Annotated in this window: 16 protein-coding genes; 2 read left to right on the top strand and 14 right to left on the bottom strand. The window is 45.5% G+C overall.

All coding sequences use genetic code 11. The annotated features are described in order from the left end of the window. Positions 1-7 precede the first annotated feature (7 nt). On the bottom strand, positions 8-4,654 hold the full coding sequence (gene gltB, locus FRZ06_15830) for a glutamate synthase large subunit (protein QOX64709.1): 4,647 nt from the start codon (positions 4,652-4,654) through the stop codon (positions 8-10). Between the two features lie 285 nt (positions 4,655-4,939). After that, positions 4,940-5,611 (bottom strand): hypothetical protein, encoded by a 672-nt coding sequence (locus tag FRZ06_15835; protein ID QOX64710.1) that lies wholly within the window; start codon positions 5,609-5,611, stop codon positions 4,940-4,942. 116 nt (positions 5,612-5,727) lie between these two features. On the opposite strand from FRZ06_15835, the gene FRZ06_15840 reads away from it, so the two are divergent. Next, a complete protein-coding gene (locus FRZ06_15840) occupies positions 5,728-6,063 on the top strand; it encodes a helix-turn-helix transcriptional regulator (protein QOX64711.1) in 336 nt (111 codons plus the stop codon). Positions 6,064-6,207: 144 nt separating this feature from the next. On the opposite strand, the gene FRZ06_15845 is transcribed toward FRZ06_15840, so the two are convergent. From FRZ06_15845 to rpsA, 6 genes are all read right to left on the bottom strand, one after another. Beyond that, positions 6,208-7,956: a hypothetical protein gene (locus FRZ06_15845; protein ID QOX64712.1), complete on the bottom strand. Its 1,749-nt coding sequence runs from the start codon at positions 7,954-7,956 to the stop codon at positions 6,208-6,210. Positions 7,957-8,096: 140 nt separating this feature from the next. Beyond that, on the bottom strand, positions 8,097-11,525 hold the full coding sequence (locus tag FRZ06_15850) for a HAMP domain-containing protein (GenBank protein ID QOX64713.1): 3,429 nt from the start codon (positions 11,523-11,525) through the stop codon (positions 8,097-8,099). Positions 11,526-11,745: 220 nt separating this feature from the next. Continuing rightward, positions 11,746-12,345 (bottom strand): hypothetical protein, encoded by a 600-nt coding sequence (locus FRZ06_15855; GenBank protein QOX64714.1) that lies wholly within the window; start codon positions 12,343-12,345, stop codon positions 11,746-11,748. Positions 12,346-12,450: 105 nt separating this feature from the next. Beyond that, the gene (locus FRZ06_15860; protein ID QOX64715.1) at positions 12,451-14,094 is read right to left on the bottom strand and encodes a hypothetical protein; all 1,644 of its coding nucleotides are present in this window, start codon (positions 14,092-14,094) and stop codon (positions 12,451-12,453) included. A 6-nt stretch (positions 14,095-14,100) separates the two neighbouring features. Then, positions 14,101-14,889 (bottom strand): ABC transporter ATP-binding protein, encoded by a 789-nt coding sequence (locus tag FRZ06_15865; protein QOX64716.1) that lies wholly within the window; start codon positions 14,887-14,889, stop codon positions 14,101-14,103. An 82-nt stretch (positions 14,890-14,971) separates the two neighbouring features. After that, complete coding sequence (rpsA, locus tag FRZ06_15870) at positions 14,972-16,117, bottom strand: 30S ribosomal protein S1 (protein ID QOX64717.1); 1,146 nt, start codon at positions 16,115-16,117, stop codon at positions 14,972-14,974. Positions 16,118-16,354: 237 nt separating this feature from the next. Between rpsA and FRZ06_15875 the strand changes: the two genes are divergently transcribed. Continuing rightward, the gene (locus tag FRZ06_15875; protein QOX64718.1) at positions 16,355-17,380 is read left to right on the top strand and encodes a nucleoid-associated protein; all 1,026 of its coding nucleotides are present in this window, start codon (positions 16,355-16,357) and stop codon (positions 17,378-17,380) included. 98 nt (positions 17,381-17,478) lie between these two features. On the opposite strand, the gene xylB is transcribed toward FRZ06_15875, so the two are convergent. The 6 genes from xylB to FRZ06_15905 form a co-directional block, all read right to left on the bottom strand. After that, positions 17,479-18,942, bottom strand: a complete 1,464-nt coding sequence (gene xylB / locus FRZ06_15880; protein QOX64719.1) for a xylulokinase — start codon at positions 18,940-18,942, stop codon at positions 17,479-17,481. Between the two features lie 13 nt (positions 18,943-18,955). After that, positions 18,956-20,269 carry a xylose isomerase gene (gene xylA, locus FRZ06_15885; protein ID QOX64720.1) on the bottom strand — a complete coding sequence of 438 codons (1,314 nt, stop codon included), beginning with the start codon at positions 20,267-20,269 and terminating at the stop codon, positions 18,956-18,958. 18 nt (positions 20,270-20,287) lie between these two features. After that, on the bottom strand, positions 20,288-21,457 hold the full coding sequence (locus FRZ06_15890) for a sugar ABC transporter permease (GenBank protein QOX65970.1): 1,170 nt from the start codon (positions 21,455-21,457) through the stop codon (positions 20,288-20,290). Then, positions 21,444-23,006 carry a sugar ABC transporter ATP-binding protein gene (locus tag FRZ06_15895; GenBank protein QOX64721.1) on the bottom strand — a complete coding sequence of 521 codons (1,563 nt, stop codon included), beginning with the start codon at positions 23,004-23,006 and terminating at the stop codon, positions 21,444-21,446. Before FRZ06_15895 ends, FRZ06_15890 begins: the two co-directional genes overlap by 14 nt. A 149-nt stretch (positions 23,007-23,155) precedes the next feature. Beyond that, on the bottom strand, positions 23,156-24,253 hold the full coding sequence (locus FRZ06_15900; GenBank protein ID QOX64722.1) for a sugar ABC transporter substrate-binding protein: 1,098 nt from the start codon (positions 24,251-24,253) through the stop codon (positions 23,156-23,158). A gap of 526 nt (positions 24,254-24,779) precedes the next feature. Continuing rightward, positions 24,780-25,910, bottom strand: coding sequence for an ROK family transcriptional regulator (locus FRZ06_15905; GenBank protein QOX64723.1), 1,131 nt, complete (start codon positions 25,908-25,910; stop codon positions 24,780-24,782). Positions 25,911-25,970: the final 60 nt, after the last annotated feature.

The following is a 25,970-nucleotide window of genomic DNA, read 5'->3' on the forward strand; positions in this document are numbered from 1 at the left end:
GCACCCCCTAGTTCCCTACTGCCTTTGATACATCTCCATGATTCTTTTCAAATGCCATCATGATAGCTTCCTCACCGGACAGGCCGGCTTTGTAAGCTTTATCAATGTTTTCCAGCATTCTCTTGTAATCCTTCGGTATCACTTTGGTGAAGCGGTTTACGTAGGTTTTCCAGTTCTGCAGGATTTCCTTGCCAAGGGGGCTGCCCGTGTGCTCTACATGATTTTTGATCATATTCTTGACCTGATACATTTCATCCTCTGAGGTAATCTTCTCCAGCTTGACGATGGATTTGTTACAGTATACCTCATCAAAATCAAGAATATAAGCAATGCCTCCCGACATACCTGCGGCGAAGTTTCTTCCGGTCTTGCCCAGAATGACAACCTTGCCTCCCGTCATGTATTCACAACCATGATCTCCCACACCTTCTACAACGGCCTTCACACCGCTGTTTCTGACGCAGAACCGCTCACCGGCAATTCCGTTGATATAGGCTTCTCCGTCAGTTGCACCATAGAAAGCAACGTTTCCGATCAGAATATTATCCTGGGGCAGATAGCTGGCGGTCTTAGGAGGATAAACGATGATCTTTCCGCCGGAAAGACCTTTTCCGATATAGTCGTTGGAGTCTCCCTCCAGCTCCAGCGTCATGCCCTTGGGAGCAAAGGCGCCGAAGCTCTGACCAGCAGAACCAACAAAGGTCATTTTGATGGTGTCCTCTGGCAGGCCATGTTCTCCATACTTTTTTGTAATTTCGCTGCCCACAATGGTTCCCACAACACGGTTGACATTGTTGATCGCAAGCTTTGCTCTCATGGGCTTTTTACGCTCTAATGCCGGTTTGCACATTCTCAGAAGCTTACTCATATCCAGCGACTTTTCCAGAGAATGATTCTGCTTTGTGGTGCAGCATCTGCCTACGTCAGCACTGACATAGGGTTGATATAAAATCTGGGTCAGGTCAAGATGTCTTGCCTTCCAGTGCCTGATATTGTCCTTGCTGCGGATCATGTCTGCTCTGCCAACCATCTCGCTGATGGTGCGGAACCCAAGCTTCGCCATGATTTCTCGCATTTCCTGAGCGATGAACCGCATAAAGTTTTCCACATACTCAGGCTTTCCTGCAAAGTTTTTACGGAGCTCTTTATCCTGGGTTGCAATGCCTACCGGACATGTGTTGAGATTGCATACACGCATCATGACACAGCCCAGTACGATGAGGGGCGTTGTGGCAAAACCGAATTCCTCCGCACCAAGCATCGCTGCGATGACCACATCTCTGCCGGACAGCAGCTTACCGTCTGTTTCCAGTACAACTCTATCTCTCAGTTTGTTCAGCAGCAGGGTCTGATGTGCTTCCGCAAGCCCCAGTTCCCACGGGAGCCCCGCATTTTGGATACTGGTTCTGGGGGATGCGCCGGTTCCTCCATCGTATCCGCTGATCAGAATAACGTCGGCCTTTCCTTTGGCAACCCCTGCGGCGATGGTTCCTACTCCAACTTCTGATACCAGCTTTACGTTGATTCTGGCATCTCTGTTGACATTTTTTAAATCATGGATCAGTTCTGCAAGATCCTCAATGGAGTAAATATCATGATGAGGCGGCGGCGAAATCAAGCCTACACCGGGAGTGGAATGTCTGACCTTCGCAATCCATGGATAGACCTTTCTGCCAGGGAGCTGCCCCCCCTCTCCGGGTTTTGCACCCTGGGCCATCTTGATCTGGATTTCCTTTGCATTCACCAGATAGCTTGAGGTTACGCCGAACCGTCCGGAAGCCACTTGCTTGATTGCGCTGTTTTTGGTATCACCATTTTCCATAACTTTGAAGCGCTCTTTATCTTCTCCGCCTTCCCCGGTGTTGCTCTTTCCTCCGAGCCGGTTCATGGCAATCGCAAGAGCTTCATGGGCTTCCTTACTGATGGAGCCGTAGGACATAGCTCCTGTCTTGAATCGCTTCACGATGCTCTCTACAGATTCGACCTCTTCGATGGGAATGGTGTCACCGGAGTGATAGTTGAAGTCCATCAGACTTCTCAATGTATAGATTTCTTCGGAGTTGATCTTCTTGGAATACTCCTTGTAAAGAGAATAATCTCCTTCTCTGCACGCCTTTTGGAGCAAATAGATTGTTTCCGGATTGTACATGTGAATTTCACCGTCATCCTTGCACTGAAAATACCCGCCCACCTCATAAGTGTCACGGTAGGGTGACGCTTCGTTGAATGCACTTTCGTGACGCATTCTGTTTTCTGCTTCAATCTCTTCCAGGCCAATGCCTTCCAGTCTGGATGCGGTCATGGTAAAGTATTTATCGATGACAGCCTTTCTGATTCCAACGGACTCAAAGATCTGCGAACCGTGGTAGCTGCGCATCGTTGAAATGCCCATTTTGGTGAGAACCTTCATGATTCCTTTTACTGATCCTTTGATATAGTTCTTGACTCCCTCTTCTGGACTTAAGCCGGAAAGCTGGTCTTTCTTCGCCAGATCTTTGATGGTCTCATAGGCGATGTACGGATTGATGGCAGTTACGCCATAGCCAATCAGGGTGCAGAAGTGATGAACCTCTCTTGGTTCCCCGGATTCCAGCACGAGACCCATATTGGTTCTGATCTCTTTTCGAATCAGATGATGATGCAAACCCGCAGAAGCAAGAAGCGCAGGTATTGCTGCATGCTCTGCCGACACGCCACGGTCGGAAAGAATGATGATGTTGGCTCCTTCGTCGATGGCCTTGTCAGCCTGTCTGAAGATACGCTCAAGTGCCCGCTCCATAGATCTGACCCCATCGGAAACCTTATACAGTATCGAGAGGGTCACAGATTTAAACCTTGGACCACTGATATTTTTCAGTGCTGCAAGCTGGTCATTGGTCAGGATGGGGTGCTCCAGAAAAACGCTGGCTGACTTTTCATCATTGGGATCCAGCAAGTTTCCAGACACTCCAAGCAATACGCTGCTTGAGGTGATCATTTCCTCCCGGATTCCATCTATTGGAGGATTCGTAACTTGCGCAAAAAGCTGCTTGAAATACAGATAAAGCATCTGGGGCTTTTCTGACAATACTGCCAGCGGGGAGTCCACACCCATGGAGCCCAGGGGATCGTTTCCGTCTGCAGCAAGGGGCTGGATTGTCTTGGTGATATCCTCATAGGTATATCCGAACGCCTTTTGCTGTGTAAATAAATCATCCTTTAGCGGCGTTACGGTTTCTACGGGGACAGGAAGCTCTGACAGCTTTACGATATGGCGGTTGTTCCACTCTTTATATGGATATTCCGCTGCGATTTCCATTTTGATCTCTTCGTCGGAAATAATTTTCTTTTTCTTGGTATCCACCAGAAGCATCTTGCCCGGTTCCAGTCTGCCCTTATATTTGACCTTCTCAGGCTTGATATCGATGACGCCTACCTCTGATGCCAGAATCACCTTATCATCCGTCGTCACGTAATATCTGCCGGGCCTGAGACCGTTTCTGTCAAGAACGCCGCCGATGACGACACCGTCGGTAAAGCCTATGGCAGCAGGTCCGTCCCATGGCTCCATGATGAAGTTGTTGAACTTATAGAATTCCTTCTTTTCCCAGGACATAAGATCATTCTTTTCCCATGGCTCAGGAATCATCATCATGATGGAATGAGGAAGGGATCTCCCTGTCAGATAAAGAAACTCCAGGCTGTTGTCAAACATGGCTGAATCACTGCCGGTTTCATCTATGATCGGATAAACTTTACTGATATCTTCAAACAGAGGAGAGTTAATAATGCCTTTCTGTCTTGCTTTCATCCAGTTGACGTTTCCTCTGATGGTGTTGATTTCTCCGTTGTGGACAATATATCTGTTAGGATGCGCACGCTCCCAGCTGGGAAAGGTGTTTGTACTGAATCTGGAGTGGACCATAGCAAGAGCAGATACAAAATCCAGATCAGACAGATCGAGATAAAAATTTCTCAGCTGTTCTGCCGTGAGCATTCCTTTATAAACAATGGTTTTGGAAGACAGGCTGGAAACATAAAAGGTTCCTCCTTTGTCTTCACACATGGGAATAATGGTCTTCTCCGCCCTTTTTCTGATTATGTAGAGCTTTCGTTCAAAGTCCATGTCGTCCTTGATGTCAGGACTTTTTTCAATGAAGACTTGTATCAGTCTTGGGAGGGATGCCAGAGCAGTCTGCCCAATGGTAGTCAAATCGACGGGAACCTCTCTCCATCCAAGAACCTTCTGTCCTTCCTCAACGGCAATGGCTTCAAAAGCCTCCTGCTGAACAGTTCTGAAGTCGTCGTATTTGTGCGCAAAGATCATGCCCACCGCGTAGTTTCCCATTTCAGGAAGATCAAATCCGATCACTTCACATTCCCGTTTGAAAAAGTCGTGGGGAATCTGAACCAGAATTCCTGCACCGTCTCCGGAATTCTCATCGGCTCCGCTTGCCCCTCTGTGAGATAAGTTCTCCAGTACCGTCAGTGCTTCATCGATCACGTCGTGAGATAGTTCTCCATTGACATTTGCGACAAAACCCATACCGCAAGCGTCATGTTCAAATGCGGGATCATATAGTCCCTGTCTTTGCGGATATCCTCCGCCCTGCTGCAGATCAGCGCTCTGCTGTCGAGGCTCCTTACTCTGCTGCTGATAAGTTTCATTATCCATACTTTCACACCCTTTTCTTTCAGAATATTCAATCTAAAACTGTATTAAACTTTCAGAATATTCTTAAAATCAATCGTTTTAAATGAAATTTTATCACACTATGTCGGATGCGTCAATGGAAATAACTATAAAAAACCCCGCAAACCTTCGAAAACCAATATAAATTAAATGAATTTTCTTTTCTCCTCTGAATCCCATGATCAGTAAGTTCGTATGTTCGTACTTGATCATTTCTCAGGTTTATGAGACGGATTACCATTCAGTTCAAATGTCCGCTTACTCCTGTTACCGATAACAATGCATAAATTGCTCACTCGGTATGCGCTCACTGTTTGGCTGATTCATAATATGAGAATCATCAGCATATCCCAAACATATCCCCATAAAAAGAGAAATGTCCTCGGCAATATTTAATTCCTCATGTAAAATATCACCAAAATAAACTAAGCTAAACGCAGGTATGGATTGTATTCCCCTCTCTGCAGCAGCCAGCATTAAAGTTTGACTAAATGCGCCAATATCATAGAAAGAATATGCTCCGTGAGATTGGTGAAGTCCTAAATATATGCAAACTGGGGCATGATAGAAATCAAGCATCAGATCCATGCTATATTTATCATGTTGTTCGCTGGAAATATCCATTTCTTCAAGACGATGCTTTTTCCAACGAATTATATTTTCGCTGCATCTGGGCACCTTATCCCAATCCTTATGGCCGGGAGCAGCTATGTCAGGACGTGCCGGAGGAATCCCTTGAGAAAATTCTTTTCTCCAGCGCATTTTAAGGGTTGCCAATTTATCGCCTGTGACAACAGATACGTCCCAAGGCTGGCTATTTCCCCAGGATGGTGTCCTTCCGGCCAGTTCAATGAGTTCCTTTATCGTCACAGCTGAAATAGGGGTGGATAACATTGCACGGGTTGCCTTCCTTTTGCAAATCGCTTCATCAACATTCATTTCAATTATCTCCTTTATTTTTTCTGATTTTTTGATATATTCAGTATAGTACCGAGATAAAAAAATGACAGTACGCACATTTTTGTGCCCTAATTGATCGAAAGGAGATTTGCTGCATGAATATGACAAACTGGTATGATGGTTCCTGTGACGTTATTAATGCATTCACTATCATTAGCGGTCGGTGGAAACTCCCCATACTTTGGAGATTATCCTTCGGAAAAACGCGATATAATGAACTAAAAAGACAAGTATGCGGAATCACGAACATCATGCTTACTCGGTCTTTGCAAGAATTGGAACATCATGGACTGGTTGAACGAATCCAATATTCTGAAATTCCACCTCATGTTGAATATGGATTAACGGAACAAGGGAAAAAGCTCATACCCGGATTGACTGCTTTGAGAGATTGGGCAAAAGAGCAAGCGGAATTTGAACGAACACTTTAGTGAAATACTTTTATACTCCTGCTCTGTCCGTTTTGCTTAGCCAACTATTTAATAGATACAAAAAAACAAGTGCAGTCAGCCCCACAAGGGTTCATTGCACTTGTTCTTCTACCCACCCTCCTTAACAAAGAAAGGTATCATCCATTACACTTCGGGAACAGCCAGATAAGACCGGTACAGCACGATGTAGCCTTCCTCCGGAACCGTCACAGTGATTCTGCCGCTCACTTCCGTGTTGCTGCTGATTTTACCGCCCAGAACCGAGTAATATCTCCCCGGGGCCTTTCCTTTTTCCGGAAAGATTTCATATTCGCCCGGCGCGATATCTTTCCCGATTCGATACTTCCCGCTGATAAGAATCCCGCCGGTTATCTTGATAGGGTTGACGTTTTCCACCGATGTGAAACGATAATTACTGGATAAGGTTTCTCCGTCTGCCACCTGAACTGTCATACAATACAGGTCATCACTGAGTGCGGTTTCTCCGTTAATCTCGATGCTGTCCTTTCCAAGCATTTCTCCTGTCCAGAAGAAGTATTCTCCCGCAGGAAGATCTTGTCCTACCCGATAAAACCCTGGTTCGTATGCCTTCGGCTGACTCACAGCAAAGGAGATCATGGGTTCATGCTCCGCCGGATTAATATTTTCAGGATCCAGCTCTTGCGAGGAATCTGGCGTATCCTCCCCGTTCTGCGTTTGCTTGCCGTTCCCTGAATCATCCTGTTCCGGTCCGCCTTCGGCGGCAATCTCAGGGCCGCCCCCCTTCGGAGGTACCGTATCAGAATTTCCAAAACCAGCCTGCCCAATCCATGCTGCAAAGATCACTGCCGCTGTGAGCATTAAAACCACCGCAGCAAGCATTACCCGCTTAGGTCCTCCCTTAATTGAGAAGGGGCGTCTCTCAAAAAGCTTCTTCGCCACAGCATTGGCATCCGCTTCTGTCTCAACTCTTGTCTCAACTTCTTCAGCAAGTTCAATTTGGTCGGCTGCTGGCTCAGCTGCTTCCTCGGCTTCTTCCTCAGCAAGTTCAATTTGTTCGGCTGCTGGCTCAGCTTCTTCCTCAGCAAGTTCAATTTGTTCGGCTGCTGGCTCAGCTGCTTCCTCGGCTTCTTCCTCAGCAAGTTCAATTTGTTCAGTTGCTTCCTCGGCTTCTTCCTCAGCTTCTTCACCGGCTTCAGGCACCACCACTGCAACGCAGATATCACCCTGTGCTTCTTTAATAAAGTATTTTTCGATATTTTCTGTCAGCGCTTCGCTCACCGTTTCTCCGTCATACTCTTTGAGCCAAGCACCAAACGTCCCGCAAGCAGACGAGATTCCTTCTTCGCCGTAATTATAAAGGCTTGCGCAGGCCCCGCTGTTCATCAGAACCAATGTAAAATCCTGATCCATCAGGCCCATAGAGACCTTCAGGCTTTCTGCGCCCGGTTTCGCGGTTTCGAAACCAGCTTGCGGTTGATTGATAACAGACCAGCCTTTCTGCAGATCGCCTTCCCTCAGTCCCACGATGCCGTCTCCGCAGCAGCAGACAAGATATCGTCCGTTCTTCATTGCAGCCATAAGCAGTGGAACACCAACCCCTCTGCGGGCTGATCTTTGTTTCGTGTTTTGTGTGATCCCTTGTATCAGTTCCCGTCTCGCCTGCTCCTCTGTCATGGAATAGAGCTGTTCAAACCGCTCCGTTACGAATTGCAGCAAAACTTCCAAATCAGTCTCATGGTTTGATTTTGGGCTCTTTTTAGGAACTGTGATATTTTTTCCCTGAATCGCGCCCTCTATGGCAATGATAAAGATGCCGTTTTCTTCAGTAGTGACAACACTGCTTCTTAGCAGCGGCATCCCTCCCTGCTCGCTATTGCAGGGAACAGCCGCATACGCATATTTAAATTTCATTTTTACCCTCGTATCTTGTCAGAAATCATCTTTTTTAGATTATACCCCATCATTGCTGAATTTTCATACTGTTTTCAAATAAAACAAAGAACTATTTCAAAACAAAAAGACCGGGATAACCGGTCTTTTTGTCAAAAGGGCTAGTACTTATCTGATTCTCCCCCGAGTAAGATTGTCGGAGAATTTTGCCTGAATTGCGCTTCAGAAGCGGATGTGCCTTTACGATGCGCAGGAGCTGAAAGTTGCTTGTTCTGCGCAGGTGAAGCCAAACCCTTGATTTGGAAGGTTCCCACCATTTCTCTCAAATATTCGGACTGAGAAGATAATTCTTCACTCGCTGCAGCACTTTCCTCCGCCGTAGCCGAATTGTTCTGAATTACCATCGATACCTGTTCGATTCCCTTGTTGATCTGGGCGATTCCTGTGGCTTGTTCATTCGATGCCCCAGCAATATTGCTGACCAGGTCTGCAGCTTCGCCTACCTTGATGACAATTCCCTTCAGAGCTTCAGCTGTTTCCTTTGCAATCTTAGTTCCTGCTCCTGCTTTGGCGACAGAACCATCGATTAGTTCCGCTGTTTCCTTTACAGCTTTGGCACTCCTTGCCGCCAGATTGCGCACTTCCTCTGCAACAACAGCGAAGCCTTTGCCATGGAGGCCGGCCCTAGCTGCTTCCACAGCAGCATTCAGCGCAAGGATATTAGTCTGAAAAGCAATGTCGTCAATTACTTTTATGATTTGTGAGATATTAGCAGAGGATGCGTTGATTTCCTCCATGGAACGCAGCATCTCTTTCATATGCGCATTCCCCTTCTCTGCAAATTCCTTTGCCTCACTGGCGAGTTCATTTGCAAGATTGGCATTGACCGCATTTTGCTTTGTCTGTGAAGCAATTTCCGATATTGAGGCAGACAGTTCCTCCACAGAGCTGGCTTGCTCCGTAGATCCTTGGGACAGGGTCTGGCTTCCGTCGGACACCTGACGGGCGCCCGCATTTACCTGATTTGCCGCTTCACCGATATTCCCAAGTACTTCGCTCAAGGATGAAATAATACCGTTCAGCGAGTTTTTTATCTCCACAAAGTTCCCCTTGTATTCTGATTCAATTGCTAATTGGAGATTCCCCTCTCCGATCTGAGAAAGCACATGAGAAATTTCACCGATATATACCTGAAGATTTCCGATGGTAGCGTTCAGCGCCTCTTTAATCTTTGCGTAATCGCCCTGATAATTTCCTTCCATCAGTACATTCAAGTGACCTTCCGACATCTGCTCCAGGACAGCTGCGGCTTCATTGATCGGCTCGATGACAGCATCCATCGTTCGGTTAATTCCATCAATGATCTTCTCAAATTCTCCTTGGAATCTGCCTGTGTTTCCTCTGACTGTAAGCTGTCCTTTAACAGATGCTTCCGAAAGTGTGCCGGTTTCCTCCACCAGAGCTTCAATGTTCCTCATCATCGTAACCAGAGCCGGTACCAGCGTATCGTTGTCGCTTCGGCTTCCAATTGCCTTGAGTTCCGATAAATCTTCAAGATTTCCTATCGATACATTATTGATGATTCTGATGCTATTTTTTACCCGGTTTGACACTCCGTTTACAGAGCTTGCAATCTCCTCGAAAATGCCTTTATAATCTCCCTGCACCTGTACCGAATAATCGTTGACACTCATCTTCTTTAAGACATCCCTGGACTCCTTTAATCCGTCAAGTCCATCAATGCAAGCGTTAATACTCTCTTTGAGTTCGTTGAAATCTCCTTGGAACGTATCTGTAATCTTTTCTGGAATACTGCCGTTACCGATTTGCTGGATATAACCCGCTGTAATCGTCAAGGGGTTAATGACAGAATCCAGCGTTTCGTTAAAACCTTCTACAATCCTTCGGAAATCCCCGCCGTGCCTGGATCCGTCTGCCCGAGCCTGGAGCCGGCCTTCTTGGGCTGCTGATGCAAGCCCTCCCGCATCCTCGACCAATGCTTGAATTGCCTCGATGCACTTATTGATATCATTTCTAATCTCATTAAAGTCTCCGCGGTAATCCTCTTCAATCTTTTCCGGTATATCTCCCGTGCTGATTCGTTCAATATAGCTTGCAGAAAGCTTCAGCGGTTTGATCAGTGCATCAAGGGTACTGTTGATTCCTGAAATAATCTCCCGATACCCACCACTAAACCGAGTGATATCTCCTCTGGTTTCCAGCTTGCCGGAAGCCGCAGCTGCATTCAGCCCGCCTGCTTCTTCAATCAGATTTTTTAACGTGTCAATTACCGTAGCCATGCTAAATCCAAGAACATCCTTTTCTGATCTTGCCTGAATCTCCACCGACAAATCACCCGCTGCGATTCGCTCAGCAGCCTTTGACTGTTCCCGAATGTTATCCGCCATTGCAGCGAAAGCCCCAGCCAGCTCATCCAGCTCGTCGCTCATAACATTAACCCGATTTGTCTCAACGTCTACATCCCCCACTGCAAGCTTATGAGCAATAAAAGCCAGCTGCCTGATCGGTGTCACAATTCTTCTGGAAACAGCGACGATCATTACTCCTATGATAAGTAATACTGCAAATATGATTCCTAGGGTTACGCTCTGCAACGAATGATATGTACTGTGAAACTCCTGATTGGGCAGTGCCGTTGTTACAGTCCAGCCGGTATTTCCCACCTCCGAAAGGTACCCGTGAATTTCTTGGTTTCCATCGGTGTATTCAATACTTCCTGTCTGATGGCCTAAGATTGCATCCTTCACGTTATCGGACAAATCCGCATCCTTGACATTTGTATTTAGATAGTCTTTGCTCGGATGATAAATGATCTGGCCCGTACTGTCCGCAAGAATAAAGTATCCCGTATCTCCAAGCTGATAGCTCGCAATGGTCTCAGAAATTCCATCAAGCAGGAAATCAAGTCCTGCTGCACCGATAATTTCATTGGTACCCTCCCTGTAAATGGGAGTAACTGCGGTTACAACAAGCTTTCCGGTCAAAGCATCCAGATAGGGAGAGGTCATGGTCGGTGCATTCGCTTCAGCCATTTGAATAAACCAAGGTCTTTTTACCGCTACCCAATCAGGGCTTGAAAAATAACCGCTGGAAAGTACGAGCTGATTAGTATCCACATCAGCCACCCATGCTTCGATAATCGTGTCCGGCTCCATCGCCTTAACACTTGACAGCGAATTCTCAGCCTTTTTGAAGGAAGGTGCAAGATCCGCAGTCATACCTGGCTGCAGTTCCAGTACGATATCCTCCAGTTGACTGCTTTGCGCCATTGTCTCAGTAATTTTAAGGTATTCATTAAACCTTCCCCCGATGTCCTTGGCAGCCGCCTCTGATTCAGAAACCAGCTGTTTCGTCGTCAGATCCGTTATCGTTTTGTTCACCGTGTTTAGTGTAATGAATGATGATACTCCGTATGCCGCCAGAATAGGGACTCCGATATACAGCAGAATTTTTGTAAGCAGTGTCCCCTTGCTCTTGCCAATATTGCTGCTGTCTTTTACTTTTTTGCCGTTTTTTAGATTGAGGGTTTTTTCATTCATAGCAAGTCTCTCCTTTTTAGTAATTGGCATCCCCCTTGGACACCGGGCTCCTCCAAGTTGCCTTTCTCAGAAGAACCAATAAAGGTACCCGCTCTAACCCCCTTTTCAGAACGCATGTCCGCCATTTTTTTGAATAGACGAAGCAGCCCTTTCCGACACCCCTTGTGTAATTATAGATTAACTACCCTCAAAAAGATAGAGAAATCAGAATAATCAAAAATTTAACCAAAATTTAACACCGATTTCCTTTTTAGCAGCCTGTCTTTTGCAGTTCTCTGGCAATAACCCCCCTCGCCATATAGGAGCCCATAATGGAAGTCAGATCAAAAATCCGGTTTAAAAGGTCCATCTCCTTTTGATAGTCTTCCGTTGCGATTGACAAGATCATCTGGACTTTTAAATTTATATATTGGCTCAGCAGGAGATTCCACTGCCTGCTGTCCCAGAACAAATTGATGGTTCCCAGGAAGTTTGCAATGTGATCACCTGTCAGATACCAACCTCTTGTTGCTTGATCAACCATATCTTGGTTATTGGTTTTTATACCATCTACAACATGGGACCCTCTCGCCAGAAAGTCGGTAAACAGATTCGCATAGCGCTGCGAAACCTCTGCCCCGTAAAACATCTGAAACGAATCTTTAAATTCAACCGGCAGCTGGAAAAGCGCGTTCATCACAATTGGTTGATTGGAAAGTTCCAATAGGGAGGAATAAATGGAGCTTCTCATCAGCACTGCCAGCCTTGTCCATAGCCCCTGAAAAGTACTGTTGATATTCATCTGTTCAAAGCTGAAACAGAAATTATCCTGTACCGGCAAGGTTATCATCTCCTGGGTTTCGAAGTTCAAAAGTACCCCCCCTTCATTAAGCTCTGCATGATGCTTGTTTCCTATTGACATCCGATTCCTTCATTATATGAAAGAATTATCCAGACGTTCTATTTCCCGTAATGCTCAAAGAGGTTTCCTCTTTACAGCAAAGGCCTTTCTCCAAAGAACAACGTTGGCCGCTGCGGAAAGAAGGATTACCCCATAGATACCGCCTGACCCAAACCATGCAGAAATCAAGAAATAATGGGCACCTGCCAGCGCTCCAAGAATAAAGAGTGTTGGAATGGCAGCCAACGACCCCTTCTGACCACTGCCAAAGCCTTCTGAAAACGGCAATTTCTTTTCAAAAATATGAAAGCAAACAACGGAAAACAACATAATATTCAGGAAGATGCCAATCAGATTGGGAATGATTCCACTTCCCAGAAGCATGACAAAAATAATGCTTTCGAGGAAAAAAACCGGTAAAAAGAGTCTGACCAGGAGGGCCTTCATAGTGCCTTTGTAAATGGCACCCACATCCTTTACCGGAGCAGTTTTATAAATCCATGCAGCCCTATAGTTTGCTGAGCATTTCATCATTTGTATTACACTTGGCAAAAAAATTGCGCCAAAATACAGATGAAGGCAATAGTTTGGGCTCAAAGGAAGCGATGAAGAACCGTAAGCAATCTCGTTCATAATAAAGAGAAACGGAAAAACAATGGACAGGCCCAGAGAGGGATAAACCTGAAGTTTAAACTCTCTTTCGTTCCGCATCATATCCATTGCAAATCTGTAAAAAGTCCTTTCCTCACGGCTGAAACAAACCAGCCTCGCCATTTTTTCAGACAGCCTAAGGCGGCTCTTGCGTCTGCTTCCGCTGTAACTGGCAAGTTTTTGCAAATTTCTTTCAAAGACTGGCATAAGCCTGAGAAACATTAGAATTGAAATAATCGGCATCAAAAGAGCCAAAAGAGAAAATAACCCAAAATAGCCGTTCTTAGAACCGTTCAAAAGAATCTCAAAAGGTGCGCCAAACCATACAGGAACCACAAAACACTGCCACCATTTCGGTATGAATACAGCACTGAGTTCTGTAAATTGAAATAACCTTCCGATCAGCTGATATCCTATGGCAATCACAATAGCCAGCGCAATTTGAACATAGTTGATAATATCCTTTAGCTTCTCACCGTCAAATACCTTTAAAACCAGCAGATAAATCAATGCCGTAACGGCCACAATAAAAAGATCTGCCAGAATGATCTCACAGACAAAAACCAGCGCAAACAATATACCATGCCTGACCAGTGACACCAGGATGGGGATCCCCGCAAAAGCGACGGAAATAAAGCTCATATAAATAAGAACATGAACGGTTTTTGCCATACTGACAGTTTTCGCATCCACTGGTTTAGACAGCAGAACATTTTTATCCCTCAGATCCAGCAGTACCGAGGAGAAATCAGAAATCAGCGTGGACATAATCATAAACAGATAGATTCCAAACACGAGACTCATTTGGAAAATATAATGATCCCCCATGATGATAAAGGGGACGGTGATTGCCCCCATCAGCGTATAAACCCAAAGAGAGCTTAAGAAATGATTCTTTTCCTTGGTTGCCTCAGCCTCCTTGTTGTTATTTAAAACCGTTGGTATCCGTCTCCCGTCCATAATCAGTTTGATTTCCAGGATTTTTCTCATCAATATGTAGTCTGCACCCAGTATTTTAAAAAGGAACGCAACCCGATCCAGTAATTTTAATACCCGTAATTCTTTCATTTTATCCTACGCCCCCTGAACGACCGCAGTGAATTCTTCCGCAATAGACGCATGTTCCTTAAATCCGGTAAGCTGGTTGAAGATTTCCTCCAGACTCCCCTCCCGCAGCTGATTCTTCAGCTCATCAAAACTTCCATCGGCAGCCACAATGCCATCGTTCAAAAGAACAATCCTGTGGCTGATTTTTTCTACCACATCCATGATATGAGAAGAATAAAACACGGTTTTGCCCTGAGCCGCCAGGCGGGCCAGAATTTCTTTGACCACCAGCATACTGTTTGCGTCCAGGCCGCTTAGGGGCTCATCCAAGAACAGAATGTCCGGATTATGAAGCAGACTTGCGATGATCATTACCTTTTGCTTCATTCCTTTGGAGCATGCTGCGATTTTAGAATCAAACATGTCTTCGATGTCAAAGAGGCGCATCAGCTTCCGGGCCTTTATTTCTGTCGTTTCATACGCTAAGCCGTAAAGCGCTCCAATAAAGGTAAGATACTCTCTGGCGGTGAGAGTATCGTAAATTTCTGCGATTTCCGGTACGTATCCTATCCTGCGCTTGTATTCGATATCGCCCTCAGCAATATCCTTCCCCAGAATTTTTACGTTTCCAGTATATCCTGTGAGCAGGCCGAGCATGATTTTTACCGTGGTGCTCTTGCCTGCCCCGTTTGCCCCGATATATCCGATGATTTCCCCCGGATCAACGTCCAAATTGACACCCTTCAGTACCTCCTTGGCACCGAAATTCATTTTCAAATCCCTTATGGAAAGGACTCCACCTTCTCTACCAACCATAATGGTTCCCCCGTTTCCCTTTTTTGTTATAAGTAGAGCGGATACCCACTCTATGATCAGCTATATTGGTACGACGATCTATTTATTTCTTAAAAAAGTCTTTAAACTTATCTCCAAATAGATCGCCCAGGGTAGCAGACGATTCTTCTGTAACCAGCTCAACATCGTCGTGAACCTGTCCCTCTGCTTCCTTAATGCTGAGGCTCATCTTCTTATTTTCTTCATCTACTTTTAGGATCACCGCCTGCACAGCATCCCCAACTTTCAGAACATCGGAAGGTTTCCGAACACGATCGGAAGATATTTCTGAGATATGCACCAGTCCCTCAACCCCCTCTTCGACTTCAACGAAGGCACCGAAATCCAGAAGACGCACCACCTTGGCTTCAACGTAGTCTCCGACCTTGTAATAATCGGCAACGCCCTTCCATGGATCCTCATCAACATTTTTTAGCACTAGACTGATCTTTCCAGTTTTGTGTTCAATATTAGCCACATAGACGGTTACCTGATCGCCTTCTGAAACCACCTCTGAAGGATCATTGACCCTGTGCCATGCAAGGTCATCAAGATGAATCAGCCCTTCAGCACCGCCCAGATCGACAAAGGCACCAAATTTCATCAGCTTGGTTACTACACCCTGACGCATTTCACCAGCTTGCAGTTCCTTCATCAGCTGCTTTTTCTGCTGATCCCGTTCCGCGGACTCTACCGCTTTTCGAGAGAGAACCACCCGTTTTTTTTCTCTGTCAAAGTCCTCAACAACGACTTCGAGAGTTTTGCCTGCAAATGCAGAAAGATCCTCAACATACCGATAGGATAGGAGTGATGCAGGGATAAAGCAGCTCACATTCCGGTACGTTGCAGAAACCCCGCCTTTCACTGCCGCTGTCACCTTAGCCAGCAGCCTCTTCTTGCTCTTGAAGGCCTCTTCCAGGTCCTCCCAGCCGTCCAGCTCCTCAGCCTCTCTGTGGGTAAGAACCACGTTTCCTTCCGCATCATGGGGATCAAGTACGATGACAGGAATGACATCACCTTCTCGGTATTCAAAGTCTTCTGTCATCCCTTCCCTCCTGATAATACCATCCGATATATAGTTGATGTTAACAAGGACGGTCTCCTCATTAACTGAAATTACGGTGCCTTTTAGCAAATCCCCTTTATAAATTCGTTCCATGGACTTCTCTATCTCATCTAAAAAGTCCATCATGGTGTTTTTTTCTTCCATTAGTTTCTTTCTCCTTTGTTTTTTCTTTCCTGGCTTCAGATTGAAAAATATCAGATTAGATGTGCGCCTGGAATCATTTAGCTTTTCTTCTTATTATATCAAAATATCATCAGGATAAATAATAAAAACCGAAATAATAAAAATACTGAAACCAGGCGGCTGAGATGCTATAATTATGGAATACTGCCTAGCTTAAAAGGTGAATCAAGCCGGATCGTATCTGGCAAACCCCCTAGAATGATCGAAATCAGAGGTATTAAAATGAGTGAAATTATCATAGAAAAATCAATTCTTCATATCCTCGACCCCAATGCTGGAGTGCCGGTTCTTTCCGCAAAGGGTCTGCCCCAGGACGAGTCGCAGGAATTCTTTACAAAGCATATCGAACGTCTATGGAAGGACAGCGAGCTGAAAGAATGCGAGTTTGACGAAGGAGAAAATCCGGTACGGGATGTCCTGGATCAGTCGTCAGGAGAACACTTTGCGGCCTTTAGCCAGCAGCTGTCAGAGGTTCTGTTCAGCATCATGTCAGCCAATGTGGACATTCCTGCGGCAGATGTTTATTTCGCAGTCTTCAGAAAGGATCAGGGCCGTTATTTGGGTATTCTAAAGCTGAATTATAAGGAAGCTTATACTCACAGTCTTGTCAATATGGACGAAGCAAGCAGCACAAGCGTCATCAAATATAGAACGCTTTTTGCAGGAGAATCTCAGAAAATAGATGAATGTGTATTCATTGACCTTTCCAGCAAGAAGCTCTGGATCAAGGAAAGAAAGTATGAGATCAACGGACAAAAGGACTTTTATCTGTCCTCGCTCCTGCTTCGAACTTGTCCTGCCCGTTCTTATAAAGAACAGTACAAGCTGGTAGAAAAGTCCGCTGAGCAGGTTGTAAAGAAATTTTATTCTGGAGATTCACTCAAACAGGCTGAAGTAAAGATGGCAATCAAGAACAACGTAGATGAAAATCTTGAAATCGACGTTGAAGAACTGAGCAAAGCCGCTTTCGCAGACAGTCCGGATATGCAGCGTCAGTACCGAGAGGAACTGTCTCAGAAGGGATTTACAGAGAAAAAGATAAAAATCAACCAGCAGATCTATGAAGACCTGGAGAAGAACCACAAGCTGATCACTGATATCGGCATCAAGATGGAAATTCCCACCGCGCTGCTGAAAGATCCCAGTAAGGTGGAATTTATCGTGAATCGCGATGGAACTATGTCTATCCTGATTAAGAATGTAAACGAGGTTAAGAGCCGGTAAGTCCCAATATTTCCTGCACTAAAAAAAGAGAGCCTCCGGAGTACCGGAGACTCTCTTCTATTGAATGGAAGAATAAATGAAAAGCAAGTGTGTTCCTTTTACAGAACTCCTTTTATTGCAGGATATAATTCCCGGAATACCTGATATTTTCGTGCATAAGCTTCTGTCAATTCCGGCTGAGGCTTTATGGTTTCCTTAACCTTTACGATCGCTCTTGCGGCATCTTCTACAGAAGCATACTCTCCGCAAGCCACTGCCGCAAGGATGGCACCACCTAGAGCGGGGCCTTCTTCTGTCACCAAAAGCTCTACTTCGATATTCAGGATGTTTGCCAGAATCTGCTGCCATACAGGACTCTTTGCTCCGCCTCCGCACAGCTTCGTCTTCTTGATTTCAATACCGAGAGATTCTGCGATTTCGAGAGAATCCTTAAGTGCGAAGGAAACGCCTTCAAAAACAGCTTCTACCATCTGCGCTCGTGTGGTATCCATACCGAGCCCAAAAAACGCTCCACGGACATTTGGATCATTATGCGGTGACCGTTCCCCCATAAGATATGGCAGGAAGTATAGCGGATTATCTCCAAGTCCTTTGATTTCCTGCTGTTCTCCCTGGTAATCGGTAGTTTTTAAAATATCCTCAAGCCACCACTTCAAACAGGAAGCCGCACTGAGCATGCAACCCATCAGATGGTATTTGCCATTCGCATGCCCGAAGGAATGGATGGCGTTGTTTTCTCCGACCCGAAAGCTGTCGCTTGCGATGAATACCGTTCCTGAGGTTCCGATAGAAACATTGCAGCTTCCATCCTCCACGGTTCCTGTTCCAATTGCCGCAGCAGCGTTGTCACCGGCTCCTGCTACTACCGCCACAGATTCCGTAAGTCCCAGCTCACCCGCGAATTCTGGTTTCAGAAAGCCGGAGACGTCATAGCTTTCTTTGACCTCCGGAAGCATCTGCTCCTGAATTCCGCAGATTTCAATCATTTCCTTTGACCAGGCACGATTTTTTACATCCAGCAAAAGCATTCCCGACGCATCGGAAACGTCTGTGGTGAAAGCACCGGTAAGCTTATATACAAGATAATCCTTTGGAAGCATTATCTTTTGGATAGCCTGAAACTTCTCTGGCTCATTTTTCTGCATCCAGAGTATTTTCGGTGCTGTGAAACCTGCAAATGCGATGTTCGCCGTAAAATCAGACAGCTTATCCGTTCCGATTACGGTATTTAAGTACTCTGTCTCCTCTTCTGTTCGTCCGTCATTCCAAAGAATGGCAGGTCGGATCACCTGATCTTTCTCATCAAGCGCCACCAGTCCGTGCATTTGTCCGCCGATACCGATGCCCTTAATTTGATTCTGATCCGCTTCTTCCGAAGCCAGCAGTTCCTTGAGGCCCGCCAAAGTCTGACGGAGCCAATCCTCAGGATTTTGCTCCGACCAGCCCGTTTTCGGGTAGCTGACGGGATAATCTTTGGAAATGGAGGAAAGTATTGTCCCGTCAGCTTTCATGAGGAGAATTTTAACCGAAGAGGTTCCAAGATCTATTCCAATATATTGCATAGTACTTCTTCCTTTAACCAAACATTACTGTGTTCATGATGGCTTCCAGTTTTTCCTGGCGTCCGCTTTCCGGCAGCGCAGGAGCACCCATTTCTTCTGCATATGCAGACAGGCTTTCCAGTGTTGCTTTTCCGGCTCTGATCTCTGCGCCGATGCCGCTCTCAAAGCTGCTGTATCGATCCTTCAGGAAGCCGTCGATTCTACCGTCTTCAATAATCTTTGCTGCCTTCAAAAGACCCAGAGCAAAAGCGTCCATTCCCAGAATGAATCCATAGAACATATCTTCATCTGTATAGCTTGGACGTCTGTCCTTGGCATCGAAGTTCAGTCCCCCGGTGATTCCTCCGGCTTTGAGAACTTCATACATGCAAAGTGTCGTTTCATATACATTGGACGGGAACTGGTCTGTATCCCAGCCAAGGAGATTATCTCCCTGATTCGCATCGATGGAGCCCAGCATTCCGTTGATGGCTGCAATCCGCAAATCGTGCTGGAAGGTATGTCCTGCAAGCGTTGCATGGTTTGCTTCGATGTTCAGCTTGAAATCTTTATCAAGGCCGTACTGTCTCAGAAAGCCTACCGCTGTAGCCGCATCAAAGTCATACTGATGCTTCATAGGTTCTTTTGGTTTTGGTTCAATATAGAAGTCACCGGTGAAACCGATTTTTCTTCCGTATTCCACAGCCATTTTCATCAAATTAGCGATGTTTTCCACTTCAAATTTAACATCTGTGTTGAGCAAGGTTTCATAGCCCTCTCTGCCTCCCCAGAAAACATAGCCTTTTCCGCCAAGTTTAACGGTCAGATCTAAAGCCTTCTTGATCTGAGCTGCTGCAAAACAGTAAATGTCCGCTGAGTTGGAGCTTCCCGCACCATTCATAAACCTTGGATTGCTGAATAGATTTGCGGTCCCCCAAAGGCACTTGATATTTCTGCCCTTCATTTTTTCTGCCATATAGTCAGAAATCTCGTCCAGTCTTCTGTTTGTTTCCTTGATATCATCGGCTTCAGGAATCAGATCCACATCGTGGAAGCAGAAGTACTCGATTCCAAGCTTTTCCATCATTTCAAAACCGGCATCCACCTTCGCTTTGGCATGATCCATAGTGCTCTTTTCTGCGCCGAAGGATTTGTCTGCGGTTTCATCTCCGAAAATATCCTTACCTGCATTACAGAGATTGTGCCACCAAGCCATGGCGAAGGGAAGGTGTTCTTTCATCGGTTTTCCGAGAACGATCTGGTCCGGATTGTAAAATTTGAAAGCCAGATCATTGTTGCTGCCTGGTCCCTCATACTTGATTTTTTCAATATTAAAAAGTTCTGTCATAAGTCTTTCCTTTCTTTTCTAAGCCTTAACTTTTCTCTTGGAAATTACGTCAAACGCTACAGCAGCTACGAGTACAAAACCCTTTACTGCCTTCTGCCAGTTTGCGTCAATACCTAGAATTGACATTCCGTTATTCAGCACACCCATAAAGATCGCACCGATTACTGAACCTCCTACAGTTCCTGTTCCGCCGTATGCGGAAGCTCCGCCGATGAAGCAGGCACCGATGGCGTCCAGTTCATACCCGTCACCAAGGCTTGGTGCAGAAGAATTGAATCTGGCGATACAGACGAGTGCCGCAACAGCACACAGGAAGCCCATATTGGTATAAGCAAAGAACATCATTTTCTTTGTATTGACTCCGGAAAGTCTGGTGGCTTTCTCATTGCCGCCCATAGCGTAGAGATATCTGCCCGGTACGGTGTTGTTCGTAAAGTAGGAGTAAACCAATACGACAATGGCGATCAGAATCAGTACAACCGGGAATCCTTTATAATTACCCAGCAGGTATGCAAATGTCAGCATTACTGCACTGATGATGATCAGTTTTGTCAGCAGATACGGCATACTATCTACGGTATACCCTTTTTTAATTTTGTTTGCTCTTCCAGTAATCTCATAGGCGATATACGCGACGCATATAATTGCCGCCACTACCATGGTTACCGCCAGCAAAAACTCGGCGCTGTCTGTCTTGGGAAGAAAGCTTGTGAAATATTTGAGATATTCATCCGGATACGGTGCCAGCGTCATTCCTTGGAGAATTACTTGCGCAATACCACGCCATAGCAGCATGCCTCCCAAGGTAACGATAAACGGCGGTATTCCTACGTATGCGATGCAGTAGGCCTGTATCGCACCAATACCGGTACCGATTAACAGGCTGATTACTATTGCCAGATATACGTTTACGTGCATGTTAATGATCAGGGTTCCAGCCACTGCACCTGTAAGTGCTACAACGGCGCCGATGGAAAGGTCGATATTGCCGCCCGTTAGAATACAAAGAAGCATTCCTGTGGCCAGAATTACGACATAGCTGTTCTGAGCGATGATGTTTGATACATTCTGTGGTCTTAAAAGAGAACCTTTTCCGGCTGCAATAATCAGAACCTGGAACAGGATAACCACTACGATTAATGCAATCAGCATAGTGTTCTTCTTAAGGAAGTCCTTAAATCTTTGCATTGTCATTGTCATTCTCCATCTTTTTATTTTCTCGCATTATGCTTGACATGATCACTTCCTGACTTGCTTCTGCCCTCGGGAATTCAGCAATCATGCGGCCTTCATACATTACATAGATTCGGTCGCTCATTCCAAGGATCTCAGTCAGTTCAGAGCTGATCAGAACTACAGATTTTCCTTCGGCAACCAGCCGGTTAATAATCATATAAATCTCGTATTTTGCTCCCACATCGATTCCTCTTGTGGGCTCGTCTAGAATCATGATTTCCGGATCCGCAAACATCCACTTGCTCAGCAGCACCTTCTGCTGATTTCCCCCGGAAAGGTTTTCAACATTCTGCAGTACAGAGGGGCATTTTGTATTCAGTTTTTCTTTGAACTCTTTGGCAACCAGCAGTTCTTTATCTTTATCGATTACCAGTCTATGACTGACTTTATCCATTTTTGCCATTGAGTTGTTTATATAGATCGGATTGGATAGAACCAATCCATCGCCTTTACGGTCCTCGGTCACATAGGCCAGCCTTTCATTAATGGCCTGTTTCACGCTGCCTAGCTTGACTTCGCGGCCGTTGATTTTCAGAGTTCCGCTTATCTTTGTTCCATAGCTTTTCCCGAATATGCTCATGGCAAGTTCCGTTCTTCCGGATCCCATCAGGCCGCTTATGCCTACAACCTCTCCTTTTCTTACGTTGAAGTTCACCTGGTCGCAAACCTTGCGCTCTGAGTACAACGGATGGTAAACCGTCCAGTCCTGTACTTCCATGGTAACCTCTCCGATATGGGAGGTTCTCTTGGGGTAACGATCGGTAATTTCTCTGCCTACCATGCCTTTTACGATACGATCTTCATCAATATTGTCCTGGCCCTTGACCAGCGTTTCAATGGTTGAACCATCTCTGAGGATGGTGATCTTGTCCGCCACATATGATATTTCATTGAGCTTATGGGATATGATAATGGATGTGAGTCCATTCTTTTTAAATTCCAGCAGGAGATTCAGCAGATTTTTGCTGTCGTTTTCATTGAGGGATGCTGTGGGTTCGTCGAGAATGAGCAATTTTACGTTTTTGCCCAGCGCTTTGGCGATTTCCACCATCTGCTGCTTGCCTACACCGATATCCTTGATCAATGTCTGGCTGCGTTCCTGCAGTCCAACGGTACGAAGCAGCTCATCTGCTCTGGCATAGGTCTTATCCCAGTCAATGGCATATTTCTTTCCGTTTTCGTTGCCCAGGAACATGTTTTCTGCAATGCTGAGATAGGGTACAAGCGCCAACTCTTGATGGATGATGACAATGCCCTGCCTCTCGCTGTCTTTTATGGTCTTGTACTTGCTTATTTCACCGTCGTAGATAATGTCTCCGTCATAGCTTCCGTAAGGGTAGATTCCGCTCAGTATGTTCATGAGGGTTGACTTTCCTGCCCCGTTTTCTCCGACCAGTGCGTGAATCTCACCCTCTTCCACTGCAAGGTTCACATTGTCAAGTGCCTTGACCCCGGGAAAGGTCTTGGTGATATTCTTCATTTCCAGCAATATATTCGCCACGAAAAATCCTCCCTAAAAGCTAGTGTACTATCCGGTTGAGATTGAAATTTATAATAAAATAATGCCGAGTGAATGGCCGGAAGCACGCTATTTTGATAAAAATGGCAGGCGGTTTGCCGCCGCCCGCCAGAATCCTTAGTTGTTTTAGCTTACTGAATATCAGATTCTTTGTAATATCCGCTGTCGATCAGCAGTTCTTTGTAATTGTCAATTGTTCCAACAACTGGTGCACAGAGATAGGATGGGATAACTCCGGTGCCATTGTCATAAGTTTCTTTATCGTTGATATCAGGCTCGCTGCCTTTTACGATAGAGTCAACCATTCCAACAACCTTGTCGGCCAGAGTACGGGTATCCTTGAATACGGACATGCTCTGGAGTCCCTGTAACATGTTCTTTACGTTTGGTTTGTCGCAGTCCTGACCAGTAACGATAGGCATATCATCCTTGGTGTAACCTGCGGAAACCAGTGCATTTACTGCTCCCAGTGCGGTTGAGTCGTTGGAGCACATTACAGCGTCCAGCTTCTTGCCCTTGGGGCTGTATCCATTGGAAGTGATGAGGTTTTCCATACGGGACTGTGCATTTTCTGTTTTCCAATCCTGGGTGGAGACCTGAGCCTGTGTAGTCTGTCCGGAAGGTACTACCAGAACACCACTGTCGATGTAAGGCTTCAGAACGCTCATAGCTCCGTTGAAGAAGAACGTTGCGTTATTGTCGGCTGGGTCACCGGTGAAGAGTTCTACGTTGAAGGGACCTTTCTGGTTCTTAAGATCCAGAGCGGTCTCGATGTACTGGCCCTGCATTACGCCAACCTGATAGTTGTCGAACGTAGCATAGTAGGATACAGCGTCACTGTTCATGATCAGTCTGTCATAAGCAACAACTGGAATATTCTGTTCCTTGGCCTGTTTCAGAACTTCGGTCAGAGAGGATCCGTCGATGGCTGCGATTACCAGAACTTTGCAGCCTTCAGTGATCATATTTTCAATCTGGGCTACCTGAGTCGGGATGTCATTGTCACCGCCGTATTGGAGGTCAACTTTGTAGCCTGCTTCTTCAAGCTTGGCTTTCATGTTTGATCCGTCTTGGTTCCAACGCTGAAGGCTCTGTGTCGGCATGCTTACACCGATCATAGCTGCTTCATCAGTAGCGCCATCTTCTGGAGCGGGCTTTTCTCCGCCGCCACAGGCTGCCAATGAAAGAACAAGGGCAAGAACCATTAATAAGGCAATCAGTTTTTTCATTTTCTCTCTCCTTTTCTTTTACCAGTTTCTTAAATAACTTTTGAAAAACAGTTTTCTAAAAGTTGGTTTAATGATAGCATCGTGAATTATTCATGTCAACAGTGTTTTTTTAATGTCATCTTCACTTTTTTAATCTGTTTTTCGCTCCGGCATTGATTTTCAATGGCTGCGCAGAATGATAAATTTTTGAGAATTATTTGGATCAAGTTAGCAACCCGCTCGTTTGCTTCTTTCCGTTGCCAGGGAGGAGAGCTTCGCCTAAATTCGTTGAAATTTGAGCGTTATTTCCAAAACATCCAAAATTCCGACGGCAATATTTGTTATAATTTGTCCCAAAAAAAAGAAGACAGTATCAAATTAGATCCTACGTTTTCATTCTTCTCCCTAAACCGAAAAATTATTAAAAACTACCGGTGCTAGAAGCGAAATGTACCGCAATGATTTGTCGATATCGTCTTCGATGATTGCTAATGGAATTGTTGATTTATTTAAGTGTGCGTGCACGGAATGAATCAGCGTTTCCTTACTATACTGATTTAATAAACCGAACCGCAAAATGCAGTGCAGTTCCTATGCCGCTGGCATTGGATCTGTAATTGCTCAGATGGAGATAGTCTGCTGTGCTGTCAAAGACAGCGATTTTTATCAAACGCTCTTTGATGTCATCAAAGGAATCCCCAAGGTATCTTGCAAGTGTACCTCCTAAAATAATATCACAGTCGAAAATGGTACGGATATTATTAATTCCCATACAAAGAAATAACAAATAATCGTTCCAAAGCTCCGCGCAGCCATCGTCGCCCTCTTTCAATTTTTCAAAAAAGACATCGACGGGCTGATCCTTTTCTGAGGCCAAAACGGATGTGGAAATATATGCCTCCAGACAGCCTTTTTTCCCGCAGGCGCACGGCTTTCCTTCCCGGCTTACCACGGACATATGGCCGAATTCTGCACCCCGGTTATTCATGCCGATATAAGCGGAACCATTGTAAATCAGTGCTCCCCCTACGCCTTCTGATACGCTTAGGAAGGCCAGTGTCGTCAGATCCTTTCTGCTGTTCTGCTCTGCGAAAGCACTGGCGTTAGCATCATTTTCAATGTAGGTGTCGTATTTAATAAACTTTGTTAGGGACTCAATGGGCACATACCGGGCTTTCAAGGTAGGTGCGTTAATGATCTGCCCCTTATCCTCGCTTAGCACACCGGGAATGGAGATCCCTACACCAAGTATAATTTCAGGGTCCAGCCCCCGTTCCTCCACATAGCGGTCGATCTCCGCCGCAAGCAGCTCTCCATACCGATCATTGGCTTCGAATGCAATTTCAAGGCGTTTAATAGGAGAGGGATTCCCTTTTAGATCGATGTCCAAAAGGTTAATATGTGTCATTTTAATTTCTACACCGATGACCATCCTGGCATCGGAAATCACGGAAATCTTCTTTGCTTTCCTCCCGCCGCTGGATTCGAAGGTACCGGAATAGCACAAGAGTCCCATATCAAAAAGCTCAGTCAGATTTTGACTCACGGTGGGAAGACTCAGTCCCAGTGCCGCCACAAGATCCTGCTTTGATACTTTATCCTGCTCATAAATATACTGATACACCTTGTTTCGGTTGATCAGTTTTAGGTCTGTTGTTGTTGCCGTTGTTCTTTTCATTTTATTTGCTCTTTTCAAAGGATATGACCGAATGTTTTACAAAACACTTTTATAAAACTA

The sequence above is a fragment of the Clostridiales bacterium genome (assembly GCA_015243575.1).
GTDB lineage: Bacteria > Bacillota > Clostridia > Peptostreptococcales > Anaerovoracaceae > Anoxybacterium > Anoxybacterium hadale.

Bases quoted from the DNA above. Each gene is read 5' to 3' on its own strand.
- xylA (QOX64720.1), bottom strand. From the start codon at position 20,269: ATGACAGAACTTTTTAATATTGAAAAAATCAAGTATGAGGGACCAGGC.
- FRZ06_15845 (QOX64712.1), bottom strand. From the start codon at position 7,956: ATGAAATTTAAATATGCGTATGCGGCTGTTCCCTGCAATAGCGAGCAG.
- FRZ06_15835 (QOX64710.1), bottom strand. From the start codon at position 5,611: ATGAATGTTGATGAAGCGATTTGCAAAAGGAAGGCAACCCGTGCAATG.
- FRZ06_15865 (QOX64716.1), bottom strand. From the start codon at position 14,889: ATGGTTGGTAGAGAAGGTGGAGTCCTTTCCATAAGGGATTTGAAAATG.
- rpsA (QOX64717.1), bottom strand. From the start codon at position 16,117: ATGGAAGAAAAAAACACCATGATGGACTTTTTAGATGAGATAGAGAAG.
- FRZ06_15905 (QOX64723.1), bottom strand. From the start codon at position 25,910: ATGAAAAGAACAACGGCAACAACAACAGACCTAAAACTGATCAACCGA.
- FRZ06_15860 (QOX64715.1), bottom strand. From the start codon at position 14,094: ATGAAAGAATTACGGGTATTAAAATTACTGGATCGGGTTGCGTTCCTT.
- xylB (QOX64719.1), bottom strand. From the start codon at position 18,942: ATGCAATATATTGGAATAGATCTTGGAACCTCTTCGGTTAAAATTCTC.
- FRZ06_15875 (QOX64718.1), top strand. From the start codon at position 16,355: ATGATCGAAATCAGAGGTATTAAAATGAGTGAAATTATCATAGAAAAA.
- FRZ06_15890 (QOX65970.1), bottom strand. From the start codon at position 21,457: ATGCAAAGATTTAAGGACTTCCTTAAGAAGAACACTATGCTGATTGCA.
- FRZ06_15850 (QOX64713.1), bottom strand. From the start codon at position 11,525: ATGCCAATTACTAAAAAGGAGAGACTTGCTATGAATGAAAAAACCCTC.
- gltB (QOX64709.1), bottom strand. From the start codon at position 4,654: ATGGATAATGAAACTTATCAGCAGCAGAGTAAGGAGCCTCGACAGCAG.
- FRZ06_15900 (QOX64722.1), bottom strand. From the start codon at position 24,253: ATGAAAAAACTGATTGCCTTATTAATGGTTCTTGCCCTTGTTCTTTCA.
- FRZ06_15840 (QOX64711.1), top strand. From the start codon at position 5,728: ATGAATATGACAAACTGGTATGATGGTTCCTGTGACGTTATTAATGCA.